Here is a 19570-nt window from a genome sequence, read left to right on the forward strand (position 1 = left end):
GCCCGTGCTGGCGTTTTTTCGGGCTCCGACTGGTGCAAGCCGTGCATCATGCTCAAGCAGGAAGTGTTCGATCAGGCGGAGTTTCAACGCTATGCTCAAAATCGCTTCGTGCTGGCCCGCTTCGATTTTCCGCGCAGCAGGAAAAACAAGCTGCCCGCGGCGCAGCAGAAAGCGAACGAGGAAGCGGCGGCCCAGCTCAACAAGGAAGGCTCCTTCCCGCTGGTGGTGCTGCTCTCGCCGGAGGGAAAGGTGCTGGCCAAAACCGGCTACCGTCCCGGCGGCGCGGCGGCCTATGATGCTTACCTCACGCAGTTGTTGGCCAAAAAATAAGCCCCATGTGCACCTTCCCCAAGTGGTCTGCCAGCCTTCTAGGCACGAGCCGCGCTACTTGTGGTGCTGGCTGGGGGGCAAATTTCGGCGACCCCGGCGGCAGCCAAGCCCCGCAACTTCACCCGCTCGGCCTACCTGATGGGCTCGCACTTTACGTTCACGGCCGTATCCGTACTGGGACTCAACTTCGCAGATCACGCAAATCAACCGCCAAGCCGGCCTGCAGCCCGTGGTGGTCGATCAGGAAGTGTACGACCTGATTGCGCGTACGCTCAAGCTCTCGAAACGCAGCGGCGGGGCATTCGATATCACCTTCGCCGGGGGCCATGCCGATGTCCCCCGGCGAGTACGTCTCCGTCAGTTCCCAGGCCGATACTGAACGGGGCGGGCTCTGCTACCGCTAGTGTTGCTGGTGAGGGGCTCCTGCGGTATTGGGAGATCCTGGTTTCATGAGCGGGTCGTGCCGCGAGCCAACCGCCTCGGATAATAGAATCCGCAGCGGCCTGGTGTATATACCGGGTTCTTACAAACTCACCCTACTCAAAGCCCCTTCAGCATTTTATAAAAACCTTCGGCATAGGTATCACTGATGGGAATGAGGTGGTCGGCAATTTGAATCCGGTTTTTCTCGATGTGGTCAATTTTGTCAATGGCGACCAGGAAAGACCGGTGCACGCGGGCAAAATCCTGGGCGGGCAGCAGTTCTTCCAGCTTGGCAAAGCTGAGCAGCGTCATAATCTTCTCTTCCCGGGTATGAAGCCGCAAATAGTCTTTCATGCCCTCCACAAAGAGAATATCGCGGGTCGCTACTTTCTGGATGCGGTGGCCGACCTTAAGAAAGATATACTCCTGCTCGGGCTTGGCTTCCGCTTTTTCTTCCTTCTTTTCCAGGGCGGGTGGGGGGCTTTTTTCCTGGTACAAACGTAACACGCCCTTGTAAAACCGCTCAAACGTGAAGGGCTTCAACAGGTAGTCCTTCACCTCCAAGTCGTAGGCCTTCAGCGCATACTGGTCGTAGGCGGTCGTCAGGATAATCAGGGGCTTGGGGTTGAGCATCGGGATGAAGCTTAGCCCATCCAGATCCGGCGTGTTGATGTCCAGAAACAGCAGGTCGGGCTTGTCTGCCGCCAAATGAGCGGCGGCCTCCAAAGGGCTCACGAAGGTACCTTTCAACTCCAGGAAAGAGACTTTTCGGATGTATTCTTCCAGTATTTCCTGGGCTAGGTGCTCGTCCTCAATGATGTAGCAGGTGAGCTTGTCTTTCATGAGCCTGTACTTGAAGACCGTGGATGGTGAGCGTGACGGTGAAGGTTTCGCCCGTGTTCTGAATAGTCAGCGTATGCTGGCCAGGATATAACAAAGACAGCCTTTTCCGGACATTGGGCAACCCAATGCCGCCTGGTTCTTCCAGCGGATTAGCCGATTTTAGGCCGATGGGGTTCTGCACGCGGAAGGCCAGGACATCTTCTTTTACCTCCACTCTTACCTTCAGGTCGCCGGGCTCCAACCGGGCGGGGCTGTGCTTGTAGGCGTTTTCCAGCAGGTGAATGAACAGCAAGGGAGCAATGTAAGAGGATTCCGTCGCCCCCGCTATCTGCAGGTCGACCACCGGACTGTTCTTGTAGCGGAGCTGCTGCAAACTCACGTAATCCCGCAAATAGTCCAGTTCCCGGGTTAGCGGCACCGTGGCCGCATTCGACTCATAAATCATGTAGCGCATCAGCGAGGCCAGGTGCATGACCGCCTCCGGGGCGGCGGGCGCCTGCTTATACACCAGCGTGTGAATGTTGTTGAGGGTGTTGAACAGAAAGTGCGGATTGATCTGCGACTTCAGGTAATACAGCTCCGCCTCTACGGCCTGCTTTTCCAGCTGCTCTTTCTGGATGGTATTGAGCACCAGCGTCTCCGTGACCCGGGCCAGCCAGCTCAAGAAGAGAAAGATGGGAACCGTTGTAATCAGGCTCATGGAATAAAACCCAAAATCAAACGGCTTTTGATGGAAAAGCAAAAAAGGCAAAGGCCCGGTCAACGCAATTCCCGCCAGCGGGAGCCAATAGTCTCGGTCTTTTCTCTGACTGGTATACTGAGTTAATAGATAAAAATGACTGTAAAAAACATACAGGCAGGTCGCTATAAATCCGGCGGTGGTGGAACGCCAGTGGGCGTCGGTGTCACTATGTAGTTGCAAGCCAACCAACAAGGTGAACAAGCCCCAGACGAATAGGTGAATTAGCCAGAAGATTCTTTTGACGCGTTCCATCGCACAAAGGTGGGGTTTTCGGCGGTTGCCCCGGCCACCGTCTCGACCAGCTGGTAAGGCTAATCTACGAGCGGCGCAAAGGAGCCGGCCAGTGCGTTGGCGGCAGCAAAGCCTGAGTTGGTCGAGTGCTTCTCCGCATCAGCATATTGCATTTCGCTATCCGCTTCGGTACTAATTGCTTCGTCCTGAAACAGAGAAAGCAGGCATTGATCAAAGTGCTTCACTTCCCTCCTGCTGAAAGATAAACCGAAGCCAATCCGATACCATGGGAAAGCACCCGCTGGGCCTGACCATCCGCAACGTCTCCAAAAAGTATGCGAATGGCGTGCAGGCATTAAATAATGTAACGCTGGATATTCCGCCGGGCATGTATGGGCTGCTCGGCCCGAACGGCGCGGGCAAATCAACCCTTATGCGCACGCTGGCCACGCTGCAGGAGCCCGATGGGGGGCAAATATTTTTGGGAGACATCGATGTAGTAAGCCAGAAGGAGGCGGTGCGCCAGACGCTGGGCTACCTGCCCCAGGAGTTCGGCGTGTACCCCAAAGCCAGCGCCGAGGAACTGCTCGACTACTTCGCGGTGCTGAAAGGAATTACCAACCGGGCGCTGAGAAAAGCCACCACCGAGGCCCTGCTCAAGCAAACCAACCTCTGGGACAAGCGCAAGCAGAAGCTGGGGGGCTTTTCCGGGGGCATGAAGCAGCGCTTTGGAGTGGCTGTGGCCCTGCTGGGCAACCCGCGGCTGCTGATCGTCGACGAGCCCACGGCGGGCCTGGACCCCGCGGAGCGCGTGCGTTTCCTCAACCTGCTCAGCGAATTAGGGGAAAACAGCGTGGTCATCCTTTCCACTCACATTGTGGAAGATGTATCGGAATTATGCACCAACATGGCCATCATCAACCGGGGGCAGATTTTGCTGGAGGCGCAGCCCCTGGAGGCCGTGGCCTCCCTCAACGGCCGCATCTGGCGTACACTGACCGATAAAAGCAACCTGCCGGCGCTGCAGCAGGAGCACCAGATTATTTCGGCCAAGCTCTTGAGTGGCCGCACCCTGGTGCACGTGTATAGCCTGGATATGCCCGGCAACGGCTTTGAGCCGGTGGAGCCGGATTTGCAGGATGTGTATTTCAGTGCCCTGACGGGCTGCTTCGGCCCGGCCAGTGCGCAGCCGATAGTGGAGAGGATAGCGCTATGAGGCTCCAACGGATTTTTGCGCTGGAATTCAGTTACCAGCTCCGCCGCGCCACCACCTGGCTCTACTTCGGGGTACTGTTGGTGATTGCTTTTCTGATTGTCGTTGCCAATTACGCCTCCGATGCGCGGGACGGGTATTTTTTACTTAATGCGCCCATCGTCATTGCGGCTGTCACGGTGATATGCAGCGTGAAGTGGCTGGTAATCGGCGCGTCCGTGGCGGGCGACGCGGCCGCCCGCGATGTGCAGACGCGCATGCATTCGCTTACCTACACGGCCCCCACCAGCAAAGCGGTCTACCTGGGCGGGCGGTTTCTGGCCGCCTTCGCCCTCAGCGTCCTGCTGCTGCTCGCTATTCCGCTAGGCATACTCATTGCCATGCATTTTTCCGGAATAGAGGCTGATATTCTGGGTCCGTTCAGGGCGGCAGCCTACCTGACTACCATTTTCTTTATTCTGTTACCCAACGCCTTTTTCGCGACGGCCCTGCAGTTCTCGCTCTCGGCGCTTAGCCGTCGAGCCATGGCAAGCTATCTGGTAGGGGCGTTCCTGTTCGTAGCAGCCTACATAGTAGGGCAAGGGCTGCAGAATACGGGGCAGTGGGGAAATCTGGTAGACCCCACGGGCTTCACCCCGGTGCTGAGCCATCTGTCCAATGACTGGAGTCCGCTGGAGAAGAGTACGCGCCTGTTCCTGTTGGAGGGTTCGTTTCTCGCCAACCGCCTCCTGTGGCTCGGCATCTCGCTGGGCGTGCTGGCGTTCACCTTTTTCCGTTTTCAGTTCGTGTTACCGGAAGCCAGCCAAAAACAGCAGCCGGTGCCACAGCCACCGGTAGAAGCGGCGGCCCGGGAGAAGCTCAGTTGGGGAACCGGGGAAGCGCTACCGCCGGCCAGGGGCGCGTATAGCTGGGCCACGCAGCTACGGCTCATCGCCTGGAAATCCTTTCTGCAACTCGCCCAAAGCAAGGCCGGTTTTCCCCTACTGGCCGTCCTGGCCCTGATGATGGCGCTGGCCCTGCCCGGCAATCTTAAGGGCCGAGGCGTGCCCTTGCTGCCCCGCACCGACTTTGTGCTGAATTCGCTGACCTCCTCCCTCACAGAACCAGAGCCTTTTTGGATTCTCATCGCTTTGCTAACCATTTTCTACGCCGGAGAGCTGGTCTGGCGGGAACGGGAAGCGGGCCTGAGCGACATTGCCAACGCGGCGCCGGTGCCGGAATGGGTTCTTTTCCTGAGCCGCTTTCTGGCGCTAAGCCTGATAGTAGTAGGCTGGCTGGCCTTCCTGATGATAGCGGGAATAGCCGCGCAGGCGGGCATAGGCGGGGCGAGGGCCGAAATCGGGCTGTACGTGCAGGTATTGTTTGGGCTACAGCTGGTCGATTGCCTGCTTTTGGCCCTGCTGGCCCTCTTGGCGCACGTGCTGGTCAATCAGAAATACGTGGGTCACTTAGCGGCACTGTTGGCCTATGGCTTTATCGCCTTCGCCCCCAACCTGGGCATCGAGCACAAGCTGCTCGTCTTTGGCGCCAGTCCGCCGTGGTCCTACACCGATATGGCGGGTTTTGGCTCGTCGCTGGCGCCCTGGCTGTGGTTTAAAGGGTACTGGGTAGCGTGGGCGCTGTTGCTGGCGGTGGCTGGGGGGCTTTTTTGGGTACGAGACCGGGAGGGCAGTTTTGCATCGCGGCTCCAGCTGGCCCGTCGGCGCTTCACGCGTTCCACCGCCCTGGTTGCGGCAGTGGCTCTGGGGGGCATTTTTACCCTGGGCGCGTTCGTCTTTTACAACACCAACGTGCTGCACGGCTATCTAAACTCCTCAGAGGCCACGGCCCAGCGCGCCGCCTACGAGCAGCGCTACCGCCGGTACCTGAACGCGCCCCAGCCTCTGCTGACCGGAGTAAACCTACAGGTGGAAATCTATCCGAAGCAGCGGGCAGCGGCAATAAAAGGCACCTACCTGCTGGTGAACAACAGCCCGGCCCCATCGACTCGGTGCATCTGGCTACCGGAACGGGCGTGGAAACCACCGCCATCAGCTTTGACCAGCCCTTTAAGCAGGTTCACTTGGACGCGGAGCATGGCTACCACATGTACGCCCTGGCCCGGCCCCTGCCCCCCGGCGATTCGCTACGCCTCCGCTTTCAGGTGACGCACAAACCGGGGGGCTTTTCCAACAACGGAGCCGACGCACAGGTGCTGCAAAACGGCACCAGCTTCCGGAATCTGGAGTGGCTGCCGGTGCTAGGGTACCAGCCCTACCGGGAGCTGGATGAGGCCGGCGCCCGGAAAGCCTATGGCCTACCCGCCCGGCCCGCCACCTACTCGCTCTACGACGTGGTGGCTCGTGGGTATGCCCCATTTCCCGAGCAGATCAGCTTTGAGGCCGTAGTGGGCACGGAAGCCAACCAGACGGTAGTGGCGCCGGGCACCTTGCGCCGGACCTGGATTAAAGCGGGCCGCCGCTACTTCCATTACGCCACCGATGCGCCCATCCGGAATGAGTATGCCTTTTTCTCGGCTAACTACGCGGTACAGGAAGGAAAATGGCGCAGCTCGTTGGCAGGCCCGAATCAGGAGGTTGCCATTCAGATTTTTTACCCCCCAGGGCAAACGGAAAACCCGGCGCGGATGGTCCGGAGCGCGCAGGCTTCGCTGGATTATTATACCAAACAATTTGGGCCCTACCCGCACCGTCAACTCCGCTTTGTTACCCATGCTAGTTATGCCTTCGGGCACCACGCCGCGCCCATGAACATCACGGCGGAAGAAGGCTTTTTCCTGCTGAACCCGAAGGCTGACGAGCGGGGCTTTGACCTGGTGACGGCCGTGGTGGCGCACGAGGTGGCCCACCAGTGGTGGGGCAACCAGCTCAAACAAGCCTACGTGGAGGGAGCCGGCCTGATCACCGAAAGCCTGGCGTGGTACTCGGCCTTGGGCGTACTGGAGCACAAATACGGTCCGGAGCACCTACAGGCGCTCCTGCGTTTCCTGCGGGAAGAGAACAAAACCCCACGCACCCGGGCCGCCAAGCCCCTGCTGCAGGCCGACGACTTTTACCAGAACTACCGCAAAGGACCTTTCGCCCTGTACGCGCTAAGCCAATACATCGGATGGGACCGGGTAAACGGGGCACTCCGCAAGTTGCTGGCCCAGCACCGCCCCGGCACGCGTCCCTTCGCAACCTCACTGGACCTCTATCGGGAGCTGCAAGCAGCCACACCCGACTCGCTCCACCCGCTCCTGCACGACCTCTTTGAGGCCAACACCTTTTGGGAGCTGGAGACCGAATCCGCCACCACTCAACAGCTGAAAGGCGGCACCTGGCAGGTAACGCTCAACTTGCAGGCCAGCAAGCTGGTAGTGGATAGCGCCGGCACCGAAACGAAGCTACCAATGAAGGATTGGGTGGAAATCGGCGTCTTCGCCCCCGCCGCGGCGGGGAAGGAAGTCGGCAAACAGCTCTATCTGCAAAAGCACCTTATCAGGTCCGGCCAGCAGACGCTCTTGTTGATGGTCCCTGAGCGACCCGCTCAAGTTGGTTTGGATCCGCGCCAGCTATTAATTGATGGGAAGCTGCAAGACAAATACAAAGCCGTGCAGTCAAAAAATTAGCCCTTTAACAGCTTGTCACTTTTAAGTATCAATATAATGATGAAAAGAGGGCAGCAAAAGAACGTTAAGACTATCTATTCGCCAGAAGTAGGCAGCTGTACGGCAAAATCGGATGTTTTGCCTATCTGTTTAACACCACCCGATCTTGTCCGATAATTAGTACACGCTCTACAAATTCGCTAATTATTGGCGATGGTTCACAGGAAACTCAGTGGAGCGGGGCCTGCGACCGCAGCAACTGCGCGTTTATTATACGCTAACCCTGACTTTTCCCGCCGAGATGAACTTACTACGATTTATCTTCTCGTTGCCATCAATAAATGGGCGTGAAAAAAGATTTTAATGGCAACCGAGCAATACTATACTGTGATGTGTTCCATATAAATTATTAAACCCCATAAAACACTTATTATTAGCGTTTTATGGGGTTTTGGTGGGCCCACTTGGAATCGAACCAAGGACCTACTGATTATGAGTCAGTTGCTCTAACCGATTGAGCTATGGGCCCGGTGCGTTGGCAACCGTATAGGTTGGTTTCGGCGGTGCAAACTACGACTTTTGCCCGTCAATTTGCAACGCTATTCTCTAAAAATGCCCCCCAGCCCTACTTCGCGCCGCCTGCCAAACTTGCTTTTCGACTTTGGCGGCGTGCTCATCAACATCGATTATCAGCGCCCGATTGAGGCCATGCGTCGCCTCACCAGCGTGGGCAGCACCATTGAGTACAACCAAAAAAATCAGTCGGAGCTGTTTGACCTACTGGAAACTGGGCGCATTACGCCGGCCGAGTTTCGGGATGGTTTGCGCAGTGGCTACCAGCTTACGGCCACTGATGAGGAACTGGACGCGGCTTGGAACTCTATTCTGCTGGATGTGCCTGCTGACCGGCTGGCTTTGCTGGCTGAACTGCACAAGCAAGGACACCAGATGGCGCTACTCAGCAACACCAACGTGATTCATATAGAGGAAGTAAACCGGCGGCTGAAGGTGACGTATGGGTTTGAGCACGGCATTGCCGATGTGCTGGACCGCGTGTTTTACTCCCAGGAAGTAGGGTTGCGTAAGCCCGGCCCGGAGATTTTTGAGCATGTGCTGCGCGAAATGAACTGGCAGGCCGAGGAAACTCTTTTCATCGAAGACAGTTCTCAACATATCGAAACGGCGCAGCGCCTGGGCTTGCACACGCTCTTCCTGGCCCCGCCACTCACGCTCACCGAAGCTTTGCCTGCCGCTATCCGTGCCTTCCCTCCCTCTGCCTGACGCCCCGGTGCCCTCGCCTGAAAATGCCCCCCAGCGACCCCGCTACCGCGGCTACTTTCGTCGCCACCGCGGCGAGTTCAACGCCTACAAGCCCCCACGCCGCGCTGGCGTGTGTATACACTGCATCTGCTGCTGTTTGTTATCACGCTGATAACCACCACGCTGGCCGGGGCGGAATGGATGACGGGCCGTACGTTTTTTGATCCGCGCACGGCGGAGTCGCTGAGCGTGTGGCTTACGCGGGCCGAAATTCGGGAAGGGCTGTGGTTTTCGCTGCCGTTTCTGGGGGTGCTTACGGTGCACGAGTTTGGGCACTATTTTACGGCGCGCTACTACAAAGTGCGGGCAACGCTGCCGTATTACATTCCGTTTTTTACGGGCTTCTTTAATACCATCGGTACGTTTGGGGCGGTCATTCGCATCAAAGACCGGATTTTCTCCCGCAAAGAGTTCTTCGATATCGGGCTGGCGGGGCCGCTGGCTGGTTTTCTGGTGGCTATACCGGTGCTGATGTACGGCTTCACCCATTTGCCCCCGCTGGAGTACTTGTTTCAGGTGCACCCTGAGTACCGCGTATATGGGGCCGATTATGCGCAGTATGTCTACAAAAGCGCTGACGGCGGTGGTTTGGTGCTAGGTAAGTCGCTGATTTATCAGTTTCTGGAATCGTGGCTGGCTGACCCGGCGCTGCTGCCCCACCCCAATGAGCTGATGCACTATCCGGTACTGCTGGCCGGCTCGCTGGCGCTGTTCTTTACGGCCCTCAACCTGTTGCCGATTGGGCAGCTCGATGGGGGGCATATTTTGTACGGCTTGCTGGGTTTTCAGCGCGCTAATCAGGTGTCGGCCATACTCTTTATCGGATTTATCTTTTATGCCGGACTGGGTCTGTTTACGGTTGATAGCTCGAATGACTCGCTGCTCTATGGCGGACCGATTTATCTGCTTTATCTGTTCACGGTATTTCGGCGGGCAGTGCCCACGCCGCGCCGGGCGCTGATGCTGGTGTTGGGCGTATTGGCGGCCCAATTGGCGCTGAGTCTGGCGGTGCCGGGCATTGAGGGTAATCCGGGGTGGCTGGTGTTCGGGTTTCTGCTGGGCCGCGTGATGGGCATTTACCACCCGCCGGCCCCCGACGAAAGTCCGCTGAGTGCGGGCCGTAAGGTGCTGGGTTGGGTAATGCTGGCTATTTTTGTGCTCTGCTTCACGCCTTCGCCCTTTGGCTAAGTCGGTGTTTGCAACATCGCTTGTTTTCTTACTCTATGCTACTTGAACAACGCCGCCTGACGCAAATCACGCAGCTGGCACTTCGCCCCCACGGGCTATATATCTGTCGAAAAGACCGGCGTGGTCTGGTTACGCTGGAAGTGGAGATGCCTTACGAGGAGGTGCTGCCCGTGCGCGTGGAGCGCCGCCAACACCGAGTGATTTCCCAATGGCAAGTGCTGGGGTTTGTGTTCTTGTTACATGCCTTAAATAACGGCTTGAGGCAGGCAGACGATTTGTATACGCTAATTGCTTTTGGCGTTAGCATAGCTGCAATGGCCATATATTGGTATGGTTGCCGCAACTGGTGGAATCACTTTATTCTGAGCACCACCCACGCCCGCGTGGTGCTGGTCGACCGCCCCAATGAGCGCAAAGCCCTCTTCTGCTTCACCGAAGCGCTGGAGCAGCGTACTAAGGATTACCTGCGCGAAAACTACGGCAGCATCAACCCGCTGGGCCTGATTGAGCCCCAATTACAGCGGCTGCGCTGGCTGCACAAGCTGGAAGTCCTCACCGACAAAGAAGCCCGCGCCCTCTCCACCCGCCTCACCGGCCGCATGGACAATTCACCGCTTCTGAGTATGGGTCAGGAATTGGAAGCACCCTATGCGAATTAGAAAAAGCCCCCAGAAATGTTTCTGGGGGGCTTTTTTGTACTGTTGATCGACAGATTCTAACGTCCTTCCAGCGCAGCTACGCCGGGCAGTTCTTTGCCTTCCATGTACTCCAGCAACGCGCCGCCGCCGGTGGAGATGTAGCTTACGCGGTCGGCGTAGCCCATCTGGTTGACGGCCGCTGCTGAGTCGCCGCCGCCGATGAGACTGAAGGCGCCGTTGGCGGTAGCCTCGGCAATAGCAGCTGCTACGAACTCAGTGCCGGCTGAGAAGTTCGACATTTCAAACACGCCCATCGGGCCATTCCAGAGGATAGTGTGGGACTGGCGAATGATGGCGGCGAAGTTCTCGCGCGACTCCGGGCCGATGTCCAGACCCATCCAGCCGTTGGGAATGTGGTGGTTGGGGGCCGTTTCTACGTTGGCGTCGTTGGCGAAGCGGTCGGCAATGAGCGAATCGGTGGGCAGCACGAGGTTTACGCCTTTGTCTTTGGCTTTTTGAATCAGATGGAAAGCCAGATCGAGCTTATCGGCTTCGAGCAATGAGCCGCCGATGTCGCCGCCTTCCGCCTTGGCAAAGGTGTAGGCCATGCCGCCACCGATTAAGAGATTATCAACCTTATCTAGCAGCTGCTCAATTAGTTGAATCTTATCAGAAATTTTGGCGCCGCCCATAATAGCGGTAAACGGACGCTCGGCCTGGGTGAGCACGCGGTGAGCATTTTCCAGCTCGCTTTGCATCAGGTAGCCCGCTACGCGGTCTTGGGGGGCAAAATACTGCGCGGCCACGGCCGTGGAGGCGTGGCGGCGGTGCGCGGCGCCGAAGGCATCGTTCACATACACGTCGCCCAGCTTGGCCAGTTTCTCGGCGAAGGCAGTGTCGCCGGCTTCTTCTTCCTTGTAAAAGCGCACATTCTCGCAAAGCAGAATCTGGCCGGGTTGCAGCGCAGCGGCCATTTTAGCGGCGTCGGGGCTCATCACATCATTGGCAAACAATACCGGCGCGCCGTATTCCTCCTGCAAGCGCGATACGATGCTTTGCAGGGAGAATTTCTTTTCCGGACCACCCTTGGGCCGGCCGAGGTGGGAAAGCAGAATGACGCTGCCGCCATCGGCCAGAATCTTGCGAATGGTGGGCGTAGCGGCCCGGATGCGGGTGTCGTCGGTGATGCGCAGCTCGTCGTCGAGGGGCACATTGAAATCGACGCGCACCAGGGCCCGCTTGCCGGCGAAGTTGTATTGATCGAGAGTTTGCATATAAAGAAAAGGATTAGGTGTAATGCTGCACTACGGCGCCGCGTAGTTCGCTTTTTTTTGATACGGATACAAAGGCAACTACGTAGATCGAATCAAATGCTGCCAATGACTTTCTACCTTTATCGGCCAGTACAACCCTCTACCGGCTACACTTAGCAAGTTGTTTTTATTTTATGAAGCACAAATACCTTTGTTTGATCCCCGCGCTGTTTCTAACCCACTTAGCCTTCGGACAGCAGCTACGCTTTGGCGTTAAAGGTGGCCTTAACTATGCCAAACCACGCATCAGGAATGTTGTCGGGCCCGACCGATTGCTGGGTATCAACGGTGGCGTGGTCTTACGCTATTCTTTTGCAACGGACGGCTTCTGGAACGTTCAGCCCGAATTGCTATTCTCCGCGAAAGGCGCCAAGGATAAGTACGGCAGAACAGTTACGGGTGAGCGCGCTACGTACAACTACCGCCAAAACTATCTGGAATTGCCTATTCTGGCGAAAATTAATACCCACGGACTCACCTTCGAAGCCGGCCCGCAGCTCGGGTACTTGCTCAGCTTTAGCGACAACAACGATAACCCGCTATACCAGCGGCCGCAGCGGCAGGACTACAACAGCGTGCAGCTAGGGTATATCGTTGGGGTGGGCTACGAACTGCCCACAGGCTTGAGCCTGACACTGCGCTACTCCGACGACATTACCGGCATTTATGCTGCATCTGCTGCTCCCCGAAATTCTGTTTTGCAGGCGCAGTTGGGTTACCTATTTGGCATGAAATAGCCATGCGCCTTTAAACGCAGGCGCCAAGCGGCCACGCAGCAACGTTAAGCCGCTCGAAATTCCCCGTACCTTTGCCCTACGTATGAAAATAGGCATCTTCTTCGGCGGCCCGTCGCGTGAGCGGGAAATATCCTTTGCGGGCGGCCGCACTGTGTACGATAATCTGGACAAAGGCTTGTTTCAGGCCGTGCCCATCTTTGTGGACAGCCGGGGCAATTTCATTTTGCTCGACTGGCACTACATCTATAAAGGCACCATCCGGGACTTTTTCCCGCCCGTATCGACCCTGCCGCCTTCTGAGCACCGCTTGCAGGTGTATCTGGAAAGTCTGGGCGAGCTAAGCCAGGAAGAGCAAGACCGCATCATTGCGGAAGTTGGCCGGCGCGTGCAGCCCCAGGAGCTGCGTGAGCTGATGGATTTCGCCTTCCTCGCTCTGCACGGCCCCGGCGGCGAAGATGGCGCCATCCAGGGCTTGTTGGAGTGGTACGGCATTCCGTATTCCGGCTCCGGCATTCTGCCCTCCGCTTTCGGTATTGATAAAATTGCCCAGAAAAAGCTGCTTCACGCCCTGAACCGGCCCACCCCCGCTTTCCGCGTCATCAGTACGGAAGAGTGGGACGCCGCTGACCCGGAAGCTACGCTTGACTACCTGGTGCGCGAGCTGGGCTTGCCGCTGGTGTTCAAAGCGCCGCGCCAGGGTTCGAGCATTGGCGTTTCGATTCTGCGCGAGAAAAATGCCCCCCAGTTTGTGGCGGCCGTTGAGCGCAGCTTGTTTCGCAAAACGCTGACGCGTGCCGAGTGGCAGGGCAAGAGTGACGAGCAAAAGATTCTGTGGCTACAGCAGCTCACCGATATCCGGGAAGGCATTGGCCTACCAGTTACGCTGGAAGTTAAATTTGAGCAGTTAGAGGTGAGAGGCGAGAATTTGCCCCCACTAACGACCAAATCATTTATCATCCCGAGAAGCTGCTGTACACCCTCAACGAGCAGTTTGAACGGGCTGAGCAGGTGTTGCTAACCAACATCGATGGTGAGTCGCAGGTGCTGGTGGAGAGCTTCGTGGCGGGACGCGAGTTTTCGTGCATTGTGGTCGAAGATCCGAACGGTGAGCCGCTGGCTTTGCCCCCACCGAGATCGTGAAGGGCGAGGAGATGTTCGATTACCGCTCCAAGTACCTGCCCGGCCTGAGCCGCAAAATCACGCCCATCGACCTGCCGGAAGACAAGATTCAGGAGATTCGGGAGGCTTGCCAGGAGATGTTCCGCACCTTCGGCTTTCAGGTGTACGCCCGCTTGGATGGCTTTATTCAAGCCAGCGACGGCAGCTTGTTCCTGAATGACCCGAACACTACCTCGGGCATGTTGCCGGCATCTTTTTTCTTCCATCAGGCCGCCGAAATCGGGCTCAATCCGTCCCAGTTTCTAACGTATCTGATTCGCACCTCGCTGGCGGCGCGGCGGCGCGCAGGTATGCAGCCAGTGCGTCTGGGGGGCATTTTGGCCCGCCTCGATGCGGCCGTGGCCTCGCGCCAGCGGCAGGAGCAGCAGCGCACCAAAGTAGCCGTGATTATGGGCGGCTATTCCTCTGAGCGCCATATTTCGGTGGAAAGCGGCCGTAATATCTACGAGAAGCTAAGCTCCTCCGTAAAGTACGAGCCCATCCCCGTTTTCCTGACAGGCTCAGCGCAGGAACACAAGCTCTACGTGCTGCCTATTAACGTGATGCTCAAGGACAACGCCGACGACATCCGCGAAAAAATTGAGTACGCCGAAGCCGGCCACGAGTTGCACCCAGTGTTGGCCAAGATTCGTCGGGAAGCAGAGGCTATTACTGGCACTTACGCAGGTCAGCCCACGGCCCAGCCCCGGCGTATTTCCTTCGAGGGGCTGGCCGAAATGGTCGATGAGGTGTTCATTGCTCTGCATGGCCGGCCCGGTGAAGATGGCGCTTTGCAGAAAGAGCTGGAGCAATTTGGTTTGCCCTACAATGGCTCCGGAGTCGAGTCGAGCAGCATTACCATCAACAAATTCGAAACGAACCGCCGCCTGCGTGAGGCCGGCTTGCGCGTAGCTGAGCACCGCATGGCCAACCGCCTGGAGTGGCAGGCCGACGCCGAAACCTTCTACCGCTCGCTGGAAACGCAGTTTCACTATCCCTTCATCGCCAAGCCCGCCGACGACGGCTGCTCTTCGGCGGTGAAGAAAATCAAGAACCGGCAGGAGCTAGAAGCTTTTAGCCAGCTCATCTTCCGCGACCAGGAAGACCTGCTGCCCGAAGCGGCCCGCACCCTGCACCTGGGCTTTAAAGAGGAGTTTCCACAGAAAGATGCTTTCCTGGTGGAAACCCTCATCAGCCGCGACGGCGCCCAGCATTTCCTCGAAGTAACCGGCGGCTTGCTTACCCACTGGCGCCCCGATGGCTCCCTGAACATCGAAGTGTTTGAAGCCTCCGAGGCCCTGGCTACGGGCGAAGTACTGAGTCTGGAAGAGAAATTCCTGGCCGGCGAAGGCCAAAACATCACGCCCGCCCGCTACGCCCCCGACCCCACGGAGCGGCAGCGCATTTCGGAGGAAGTAAAAAAGGAGCTGCGCCGCGTAGCCGAGGTGCTTAATATTCAGGGTTATGCCCGCATCGATGCTTTCGTGCGCGTGCGCGAAACCGGTGCCGTGGAGGTACTAATTATTGAGGTAAACTCGTTACCCGGTATGACGCCCGCTACTTGCATTTTCCACCAAACGGCCCTCAACGGCTACACGCCCTACGATTTCATCGACCGGATTCTGGAATTCGGCAAAGAGCGCCAGCGCAAACTACAAGTGGAAACCAAAAGCAAGTAGCACGACAACTCCCCTCCTTGGTAAGGAGGGAACGCGACGCCGCAGGCGACGCTGGGGTGGTTACGGCCGTTGTTTAGTTGCTTAGCTTGAACAATGAAAGTCAGGCGGTCATGCAGAGCACAGCGAAGCATCTCGCGTGCTGATGTTGAGTCACTAATCTTAGTAAACACGCGAAATGCTGTGCTCTGCATGACCGCCTTCAGAAACAGATAAACAACATCAGCAACGATTCAACCACCCCAATTTCCGCTACGCGAAAATATCCCCTCCTTGGTAAGGAGGGGAGTTGGTCGTTCTTTCCGCTCTTCCCGCTAATTTTGCTTCTCCTAACTTCTAGCTCCCAGCTCCTAGCTTCTCCCTAATGGCTTTTCTTAAATCCGATACCCCACTCGACGTTCTGAAGCACTTGGTGGTAATTGGCTTGGCGGTGGCTTTGCTGCTGTTCGGTTTCTTCTTTGTGTACCTGCCCATGACCACCAACCACGGCGAAACTATCGTGGTGCCCAAGATTACTGGCATGCGTCAAAGCGACTTGGAAGACTACCTCGACGAGCGCAACCTGCGCTACTTTGTCGACGATTCCAGCTACAGCCCCAGTATCCCGGCTTATACGGTGCTCACGCAAGATCCGGCCCCGGGGCAACAGGTAAAGGAAGGCCGCAAGATTTACATCTCGGTGAGCATGAAAAACCCACCGGTCATCAAAATGCCCAAGCTGACGGAAGGCTCTGTGAAGAATGCACAGATGATTTTGGCGAGCTACGACCTAGTAGTAGGCGAAATCCAAAAGGTACCCGATCTGGCCCAAAACTCGGTGTTGAAGCAACTGGTGAACGGTAAGGAAATAGCGCCAGGCTCACCCATTGCCAAAGGCACGCGCGTAGACTTAGTGGTAGGCGACGGTCAGGGAAATCAGGAGTTTCCAGTGCCCAATGTCATCAATATGCCTGCTGATGAGGCCTCTACCTTACTCGTAGGTCAGGGCTTGCAGGTGGGTGAGATTTTCTATCAGCCCGCTGAGGAAGGCCAGGTGGAAGGCACCATTGTAAGGCAACGCCCCGTTGCCGCGCCTGGCGCTACCATTCGCATGGGGCAGCTGGTCGATTTGTGGGTGGCAGGCAACGAGCCTCTGAAGGCGGTGCAGTAAAAAGCTTGCTACGCTTCTTGCAAAATTTCTCTGATCCGCAGCCGTTTACCTTGCGTAAATTGCTGTCTATGATCTACCCGAAACTTCTACTATCCTTACTCACGGTTGGCTTGCTGGTGCCTTTAACTGGAATGGCGCAAGTAGTTACGCCACTCGATGCAGATCCAAGCCGCCAATCTACTATTCGTACACCTCCCGTAGCGCGGCGCGGCACGGCGGTAACCTTGCCTTTATTCGATGATTTTGCCCCCCAGGGTGAGGGTTTGCCTAACCCGCAGTTTTGGGAGCCAGGCGGGGGCACGCTAGTGAATAACCGCTTTCCGGTAGCGCCGCCATCCAGGGGCGTGGTCACCTTCGACGGGCTCTCGGCTACTGGGCAGCCCTACGGTAGTTCCTCGGCGTATAACGATACCGATACGCTCACGTCCCAGCCCATTGACTTGAGTGGTCTTTCGGCTGCTAATGGCGTGTATCTAAGTTTTTTCTGGCAATCGGGAAGTATTGTGGGTCCGCCTAAGGCTAACACCGGGAGCCAGCCTGTGCGCCTGGAATTGGAAATGCTGGACAACACAGGCCTGTGGCAGCAAGTGTGGGTACAGCTGAGCACAGGAGCGCGCACCAATTTTCAGCAGCAGCTTATTGCCGTCGACCAGGCCCGGTACCTGCATCCGGCTTTCCAGTTTCGGTTTCGGGCGACGGGCAACCTTGCCAACACCCGCGACGCCTGGAGCCTCGACTACATCCTGCTGAACCGGGGCCGTTCTGCCACCGACAACTCCTTCCGCGATATTGCCACCAGCGCTCCGCTCACCAGCCTGCTGCGGCGCTTCGCGGCTATGCCCGTAGAACAGTTTAACGCCAATGCCGCAGGAGAGCTAAACCCAAACACGTTTACAACCATCAACAACTTTGATGTGGGCCCCGCTCCTACGCCTATTGCTTGGAACGGCACATTGCAGGTGCTACCAGCTGGCCCAAGGGCTACTTTCCTGACAGGTAACAAGTCGCTGTCGGCAAGGCAGCAGCAGGACGTAATTGCGGGCGATGTGCGCATTTCTCCGTTGCCAAATACGCCTGCTGCCAAGCGTGTTACGCACCGTATTGCCATTCAAACCAACGAAACCAACCCGCTTACTTTATCCAACGATACTATTTCGCGCGTTACGGAGCTAGCCGATTTTTACGCGTACGATGATGGCTCGGCGGAAGCTACCGTAAGTTTGCCGGCGTTGTCTACGGGGCCGGCCAGCTACCTCGCCTACCGCTTCGACCTGAACCGCCCCGACCGGGTACGGAGTGTGCGGATTTATCCGTCGCCAACGGGTGTCAACCGCGTGATCACAATGAATGTGTGGGATCAGGACCCGCAAACGAATCTGCCTACGGCCGAGCCGAAAGCCTCCCAGACCTTTACCATTCCGGCAAATTTGCCCCCCGGACAAGCGTTTGTTGATATTGCTTTTCTGCAGCCCGTGAATGTGAGCGGCACTTTTTATGTGGGCTATGGTCAGGCGTCACTGGGCTTTTTTATTCCTTTTGGCATCGACCTGAACAGTACAGTCCCGGAAGGTTACTTGCTGACCAATGCGGCCAATGCCTGGACGGTAACCTCAACAACGCCCGCAGGTGCGCCCCTGATCCGGCCAGTAATGGCGGGTAGTACCGTTACGGCCGGCACCAATCCCGCCCTGGCTGCCAGCATCAGCGTTTATCCTAATCCGAGTGCTGGGCTGGTGCGGGTGCAGGGTCGCTATCTGCGCGTTGCGGTGCTTGATGCTGTAGGTCGAGTTGTCTGGGAGCAAACAGACGCGCAAGCTGGCCAGTCAGAGCTTGACTTACGAAATCTGCCATCTGGCGTATATATAGCGCGATTTTTACTTCCTCAAGGGCAGGTTGTTACGAAGCGTTTAGCACTAAATTAATACACTAGGACACAACAAAGAAAGGTTGCGCAATGGATGAGTTAAATTTTCTTCCTAAACTACGCTCCGAAACCGACGCCACTCCTCCACAAACAGTCCCCAATACTATGAGCGATATTACTTCTGAAGAGTTGAAAAAGCGGCAGGCCGCTGGTGAAAAGCTGGTCATTCTGGACGTACGTGAAGGCTGGGAATACGAAGAATCGCGTATTGAAGGCAGCCAGCACATTCCACTGGGCTCTTTGCCTCAGCGCGTGGATGAGCTGGAAGACTTTAAAGAAGGTGAAGTCATTGTGCACTGCAAGGGCGGCAGCCGATCCAACTCAGCGAAAGCTTTCTTAGCCCAAAATGGCTTTCGCAATGTGCGCAACCTGATTGGGGGCATTACCGCTTATCAGCAATAAGAAGCCAAATACTCGCTGTTGAGTTTGCTGTTAGCCATACGTATCAACGGCAAAAAGCCCCCAGCCGCTTACTGTCGGCTGGGGGCTTTTTGCCGTTGATGTATTTCATCTTTTTAAGTAAGATCAAAATATTTCCTGCTCACTATCAAATAGTTAAAGCAATTTAGCATATTTGGTTGTACACAATTTAATTGTACGCGTATAGGTTGCAAATTCATTCCTAATCCATGACCAAGGAGGCCAGCGCATCATCCGAATCTTTGCTGAAGCTGGACAACCAGTTGTGCTTTCCGCTGTATGCGCTTTCCCGCTTAGTGACCAAGGCCTACCAGCCTTACCTCCAGGCTCTTGACCTCACGTATCCACAGTACCTTGTGCTGCTCGCGCTGTGGGAACATAGGGAGTTGACGGTTAAAGCATTGGGCGAGAAACTCTTGCTCGATTCCGGCACTCTTACTCCCTTACTCAAGCGCATGGAGCAACGCCATCTGCTCAGCCGTACCCGCGACGCGCACGATGAGCGGTCGGTGCGCGTCGCGCTGCTGCCTGCTGGTCAGGAGCTGCGCGCTAAAGCCTGTGAAGTGCCGCAGCAGATGTTGCACAAGCTCCACCTTTCGCCAAGTGCGGCAGAATCTTTACGTACTCAGCTTCAACAGCTTATTTCTGATCTCACTTAATACGAAGTGAGCATTT

Annotated in this window: 19 protein-coding genes, 1 tRNA gene and 1 pseudogene; 16 read left to right on the forward strand and 5 right to left on the reverse strand. The window is 56.7% G+C overall.

Translation table 11 applies throughout. The features are described from left to right. Nucleotides 1–48: 48 nt before the first annotated feature. A complete protein-coding gene (locus H9L05_RS00790) occupies nucleotides 49–330 on the forward strand; it encodes a thioredoxin domain-containing protein (protein ID WP_187732631.1) in 282 nt (93 codons plus the stop codon). 187 nt (nucleotides 331–517) lie between these two features. Further along, nucleotides 518–709, forward strand: a pseudogene (locus tag H9L05_RS00795) (FAD:protein FMN transferase); the annotation flags it as partial. 161 nt (nucleotides 710–870) lie between these two features. Here the strand turns inward: H9L05_RS00795 and H9L05_RS00800 are convergent. The 3 genes from H9L05_RS00800 to H9L05_RS00810 all read right to left on the reverse strand — a co-directional run bounded on the left by H9L05_RS00800 (nucleotide 871) and on the right by H9L05_RS00810 (nucleotide 2814). Continuing rightward, nucleotides 871–1596 carry a LytR/AlgR family response regulator transcription factor gene (locus H9L05_RS00800; RefSeq protein ID WP_187732632.1) on the reverse strand — a complete coding sequence of 242 codons (726 nt, stop codon included), beginning with the start codon at nucleotides 1594–1596 and terminating at the stop codon, nucleotides 871–873. Further along, nucleotides 1565–2296 (reverse strand): sensor histidine kinase, encoded by a 732-nt coding sequence (locus H9L05_RS00805; RefSeq protein ID WP_223284648.1) that lies wholly within the window; start codon nucleotides 2294–2296, stop codon nucleotides 1565–1567. Before H9L05_RS00805 ends, H9L05_RS00800 begins: the two co-directional genes overlap by 32 nt. A gap of 353 nt (nucleotides 2297–2649) precedes the next feature. Continuing rightward, complete coding sequence (locus H9L05_RS00810; protein WP_187732634.1) at nucleotides 2650–2814, reverse strand: hypothetical protein; 165 nt, start codon at nucleotides 2812–2814, stop codon at nucleotides 2650–2652. A gap of 41 nt (nucleotides 2815–2855) precedes the next feature. Between H9L05_RS00810 and H9L05_RS00815 the strand changes: the two genes are divergently transcribed. The 3 genes from H9L05_RS00815 to H9L05_RS22860 all read left to right on the forward strand — a co-directional run bounded on the left by H9L05_RS00815 (nucleotide 2856) and on the right by H9L05_RS22860 (nucleotide 7392). Then, a complete protein-coding gene (locus tag H9L05_RS00815) occupies nucleotides 2856–3785 on the forward strand; it encodes an ABC transporter ATP-binding protein (protein ID WP_373285358.1) in 930 nt (309 codons plus the stop codon). Further along, nucleotides 3782–5929: a hypothetical protein gene (locus H9L05_RS22855; protein WP_223284649.1), complete on the forward strand. Its 2148-nt coding sequence runs from the start codon at nucleotides 3782–3784 to the stop codon at nucleotides 5927–5929. The genes H9L05_RS00815 and H9L05_RS22855 overlap by 4 nt, the downstream gene beginning before the upstream one ends. 479 nt (nucleotides 5930–6408) lie before the next feature. Beyond that, nucleotides 6409–7392 carry a M1 family aminopeptidase gene (locus tag H9L05_RS22860; RefSeq protein ID WP_223284879.1) on the forward strand — a complete coding sequence of 328 codons (984 nt, stop codon included), beginning with the start codon at nucleotides 6409–6411 and terminating at the stop codon, nucleotides 7390–7392. 431 nt (nucleotides 7393–7823) lie between these two features. Here the strand turns inward: H9L05_RS22860 and H9L05_RS00825 are convergent. Next, nucleotides 7824–7900: transfer RNA gene (locus H9L05_RS00825), tRNA-Ile, on the reverse strand. Between the two features lie 62 nt (nucleotides 7901–7962). Here H9L05_RS00825 and H9L05_RS00830 point away from each other — a divergent pair. The 3 genes from H9L05_RS00830 (at nucleotide 7963) to H9L05_RS00840 (ending at nucleotide 10538) form a co-directional block, all read left to right on the forward strand. Beyond that, nucleotides 7963–8652, forward strand: coding sequence for an HAD family hydrolase (locus H9L05_RS00830; protein WP_223284650.1), 690 nt, complete (start codon nucleotides 7963–7965; stop codon nucleotides 8650–8652). A 111-nt stretch (nucleotides 8653–8763) separates the two neighbouring features. Beyond that, nucleotides 8764–9879, forward strand: coding sequence for a site-2 protease family protein (locus H9L05_RS00835; protein WP_223284651.1), 1116 nt, complete (start codon nucleotides 8764–8766; stop codon nucleotides 9877–9879). A gap of 35 nt (nucleotides 9880–9914) precedes the next feature. After that, complete coding sequence (locus H9L05_RS00840) at nucleotides 9915–10538, forward strand: hypothetical protein (protein WP_187732635.1); 624 nt, start codon at nucleotides 9915–9917, stop codon at nucleotides 10536–10538. Nucleotides 10539–10594: 56 nt separating this feature from the next. Here H9L05_RS00840 and H9L05_RS00845 read toward each other — a convergent pair whose 3' ends face one another. Beyond that, nucleotides 10595–11791, reverse strand: a complete 1197-nt coding sequence (locus H9L05_RS00845; RefSeq protein ID WP_187732636.1) for a phosphoglycerate kinase — start codon at nucleotides 11789–11791, stop codon at nucleotides 10595–10597. A 194-nt stretch (nucleotides 11792–11985) separates the two neighbouring features. Between H9L05_RS00845 and H9L05_RS00850 the strand changes: the two genes are divergently transcribed. From H9L05_RS00850 to H9L05_RS00875, 8 genes are all read left to right on the forward strand, one after another. Continuing rightward, nucleotides 11986–12567: a porin family protein gene (locus tag H9L05_RS00850; RefSeq protein WP_187732637.1), complete on the forward strand. Its 582-nt coding sequence runs from the start codon at nucleotides 11986–11988 to the stop codon at nucleotides 12565–12567. 82 nt (nucleotides 12568–12649) lie between these two features. Then, nucleotides 12650–13585: a D-alanine--D-alanine ligase gene (locus H9L05_RS25630; RefSeq protein WP_317175056.1), complete on the forward strand. Its 936-nt coding sequence runs from the start codon at nucleotides 12650–12652 to the stop codon at nucleotides 13583–13585. After that, nucleotides 13579–13707, forward strand: coding sequence for a hypothetical protein (locus H9L05_RS25635; RefSeq protein ID WP_317175057.1), 129 nt, complete (start codon nucleotides 13579–13581; stop codon nucleotides 13705–13707). The genes H9L05_RS25630 and H9L05_RS25635 overlap by 7 nt, the downstream gene beginning before the upstream one ends. After that, the gene (locus H9L05_RS25640) at nucleotides 13704–15404 is read left to right on the forward strand and encodes a D-alanine--D-alanine ligase family protein (protein WP_317175058.1); all 1701 of its coding nucleotides are present in this window, start codon (nucleotides 13704–13706) and stop codon (nucleotides 15402–15404) included. Before H9L05_RS25635 ends, H9L05_RS25640 begins: the two co-directional genes overlap by 4 nt. Before the next feature lie 361 nt (nucleotides 15405–15765). Continuing rightward, nucleotides 15766–16551: a PASTA domain-containing protein gene (locus tag H9L05_RS00860; RefSeq protein WP_187732638.1), complete on the forward strand. Its 786-nt coding sequence runs from the start codon at nucleotides 15766–15768 to the stop codon at nucleotides 16549–16551. A 68-nt stretch (nucleotides 16552–16619) separates the two neighbouring features. Continuing rightward, nucleotides 16620–18473 (forward strand): T9SS type A sorting domain-containing protein, encoded by a 1854-nt coding sequence (locus tag H9L05_RS00865; protein WP_187732639.1) that lies wholly within the window; start codon nucleotides 16620–16622, stop codon nucleotides 18471–18473. Between the two features lie 107 nt (nucleotides 18474–18580). Next, entirely contained in the window at nucleotides 18581–18877 is a 297-nt protein-coding gene (locus tag H9L05_RS00870; protein WP_187732640.1) for a rhodanese-like domain-containing protein, read from the forward strand. A 227-nt stretch (nucleotides 18878–19104) separates the two neighbouring features. Further along, nucleotides 19105–19554, forward strand: a complete 450-nt coding sequence (locus tag H9L05_RS00875) for a MarR family winged helix-turn-helix transcriptional regulator (protein WP_187732641.1) — start codon at nucleotides 19105–19107, stop codon at nucleotides 19552–19554. Nucleotides 19555–19570 lie beyond the last annotated feature (16 nt).

It is taken from the genome of Hymenobacter qilianensis (assembly GCF_014489555.1).
Classification (GTDB): domain Bacteria; phylum Bacteroidota; class Bacteroidia; order Cytophagales; family Hymenobacteraceae; genus Hymenobacter; species Hymenobacter qilianensis.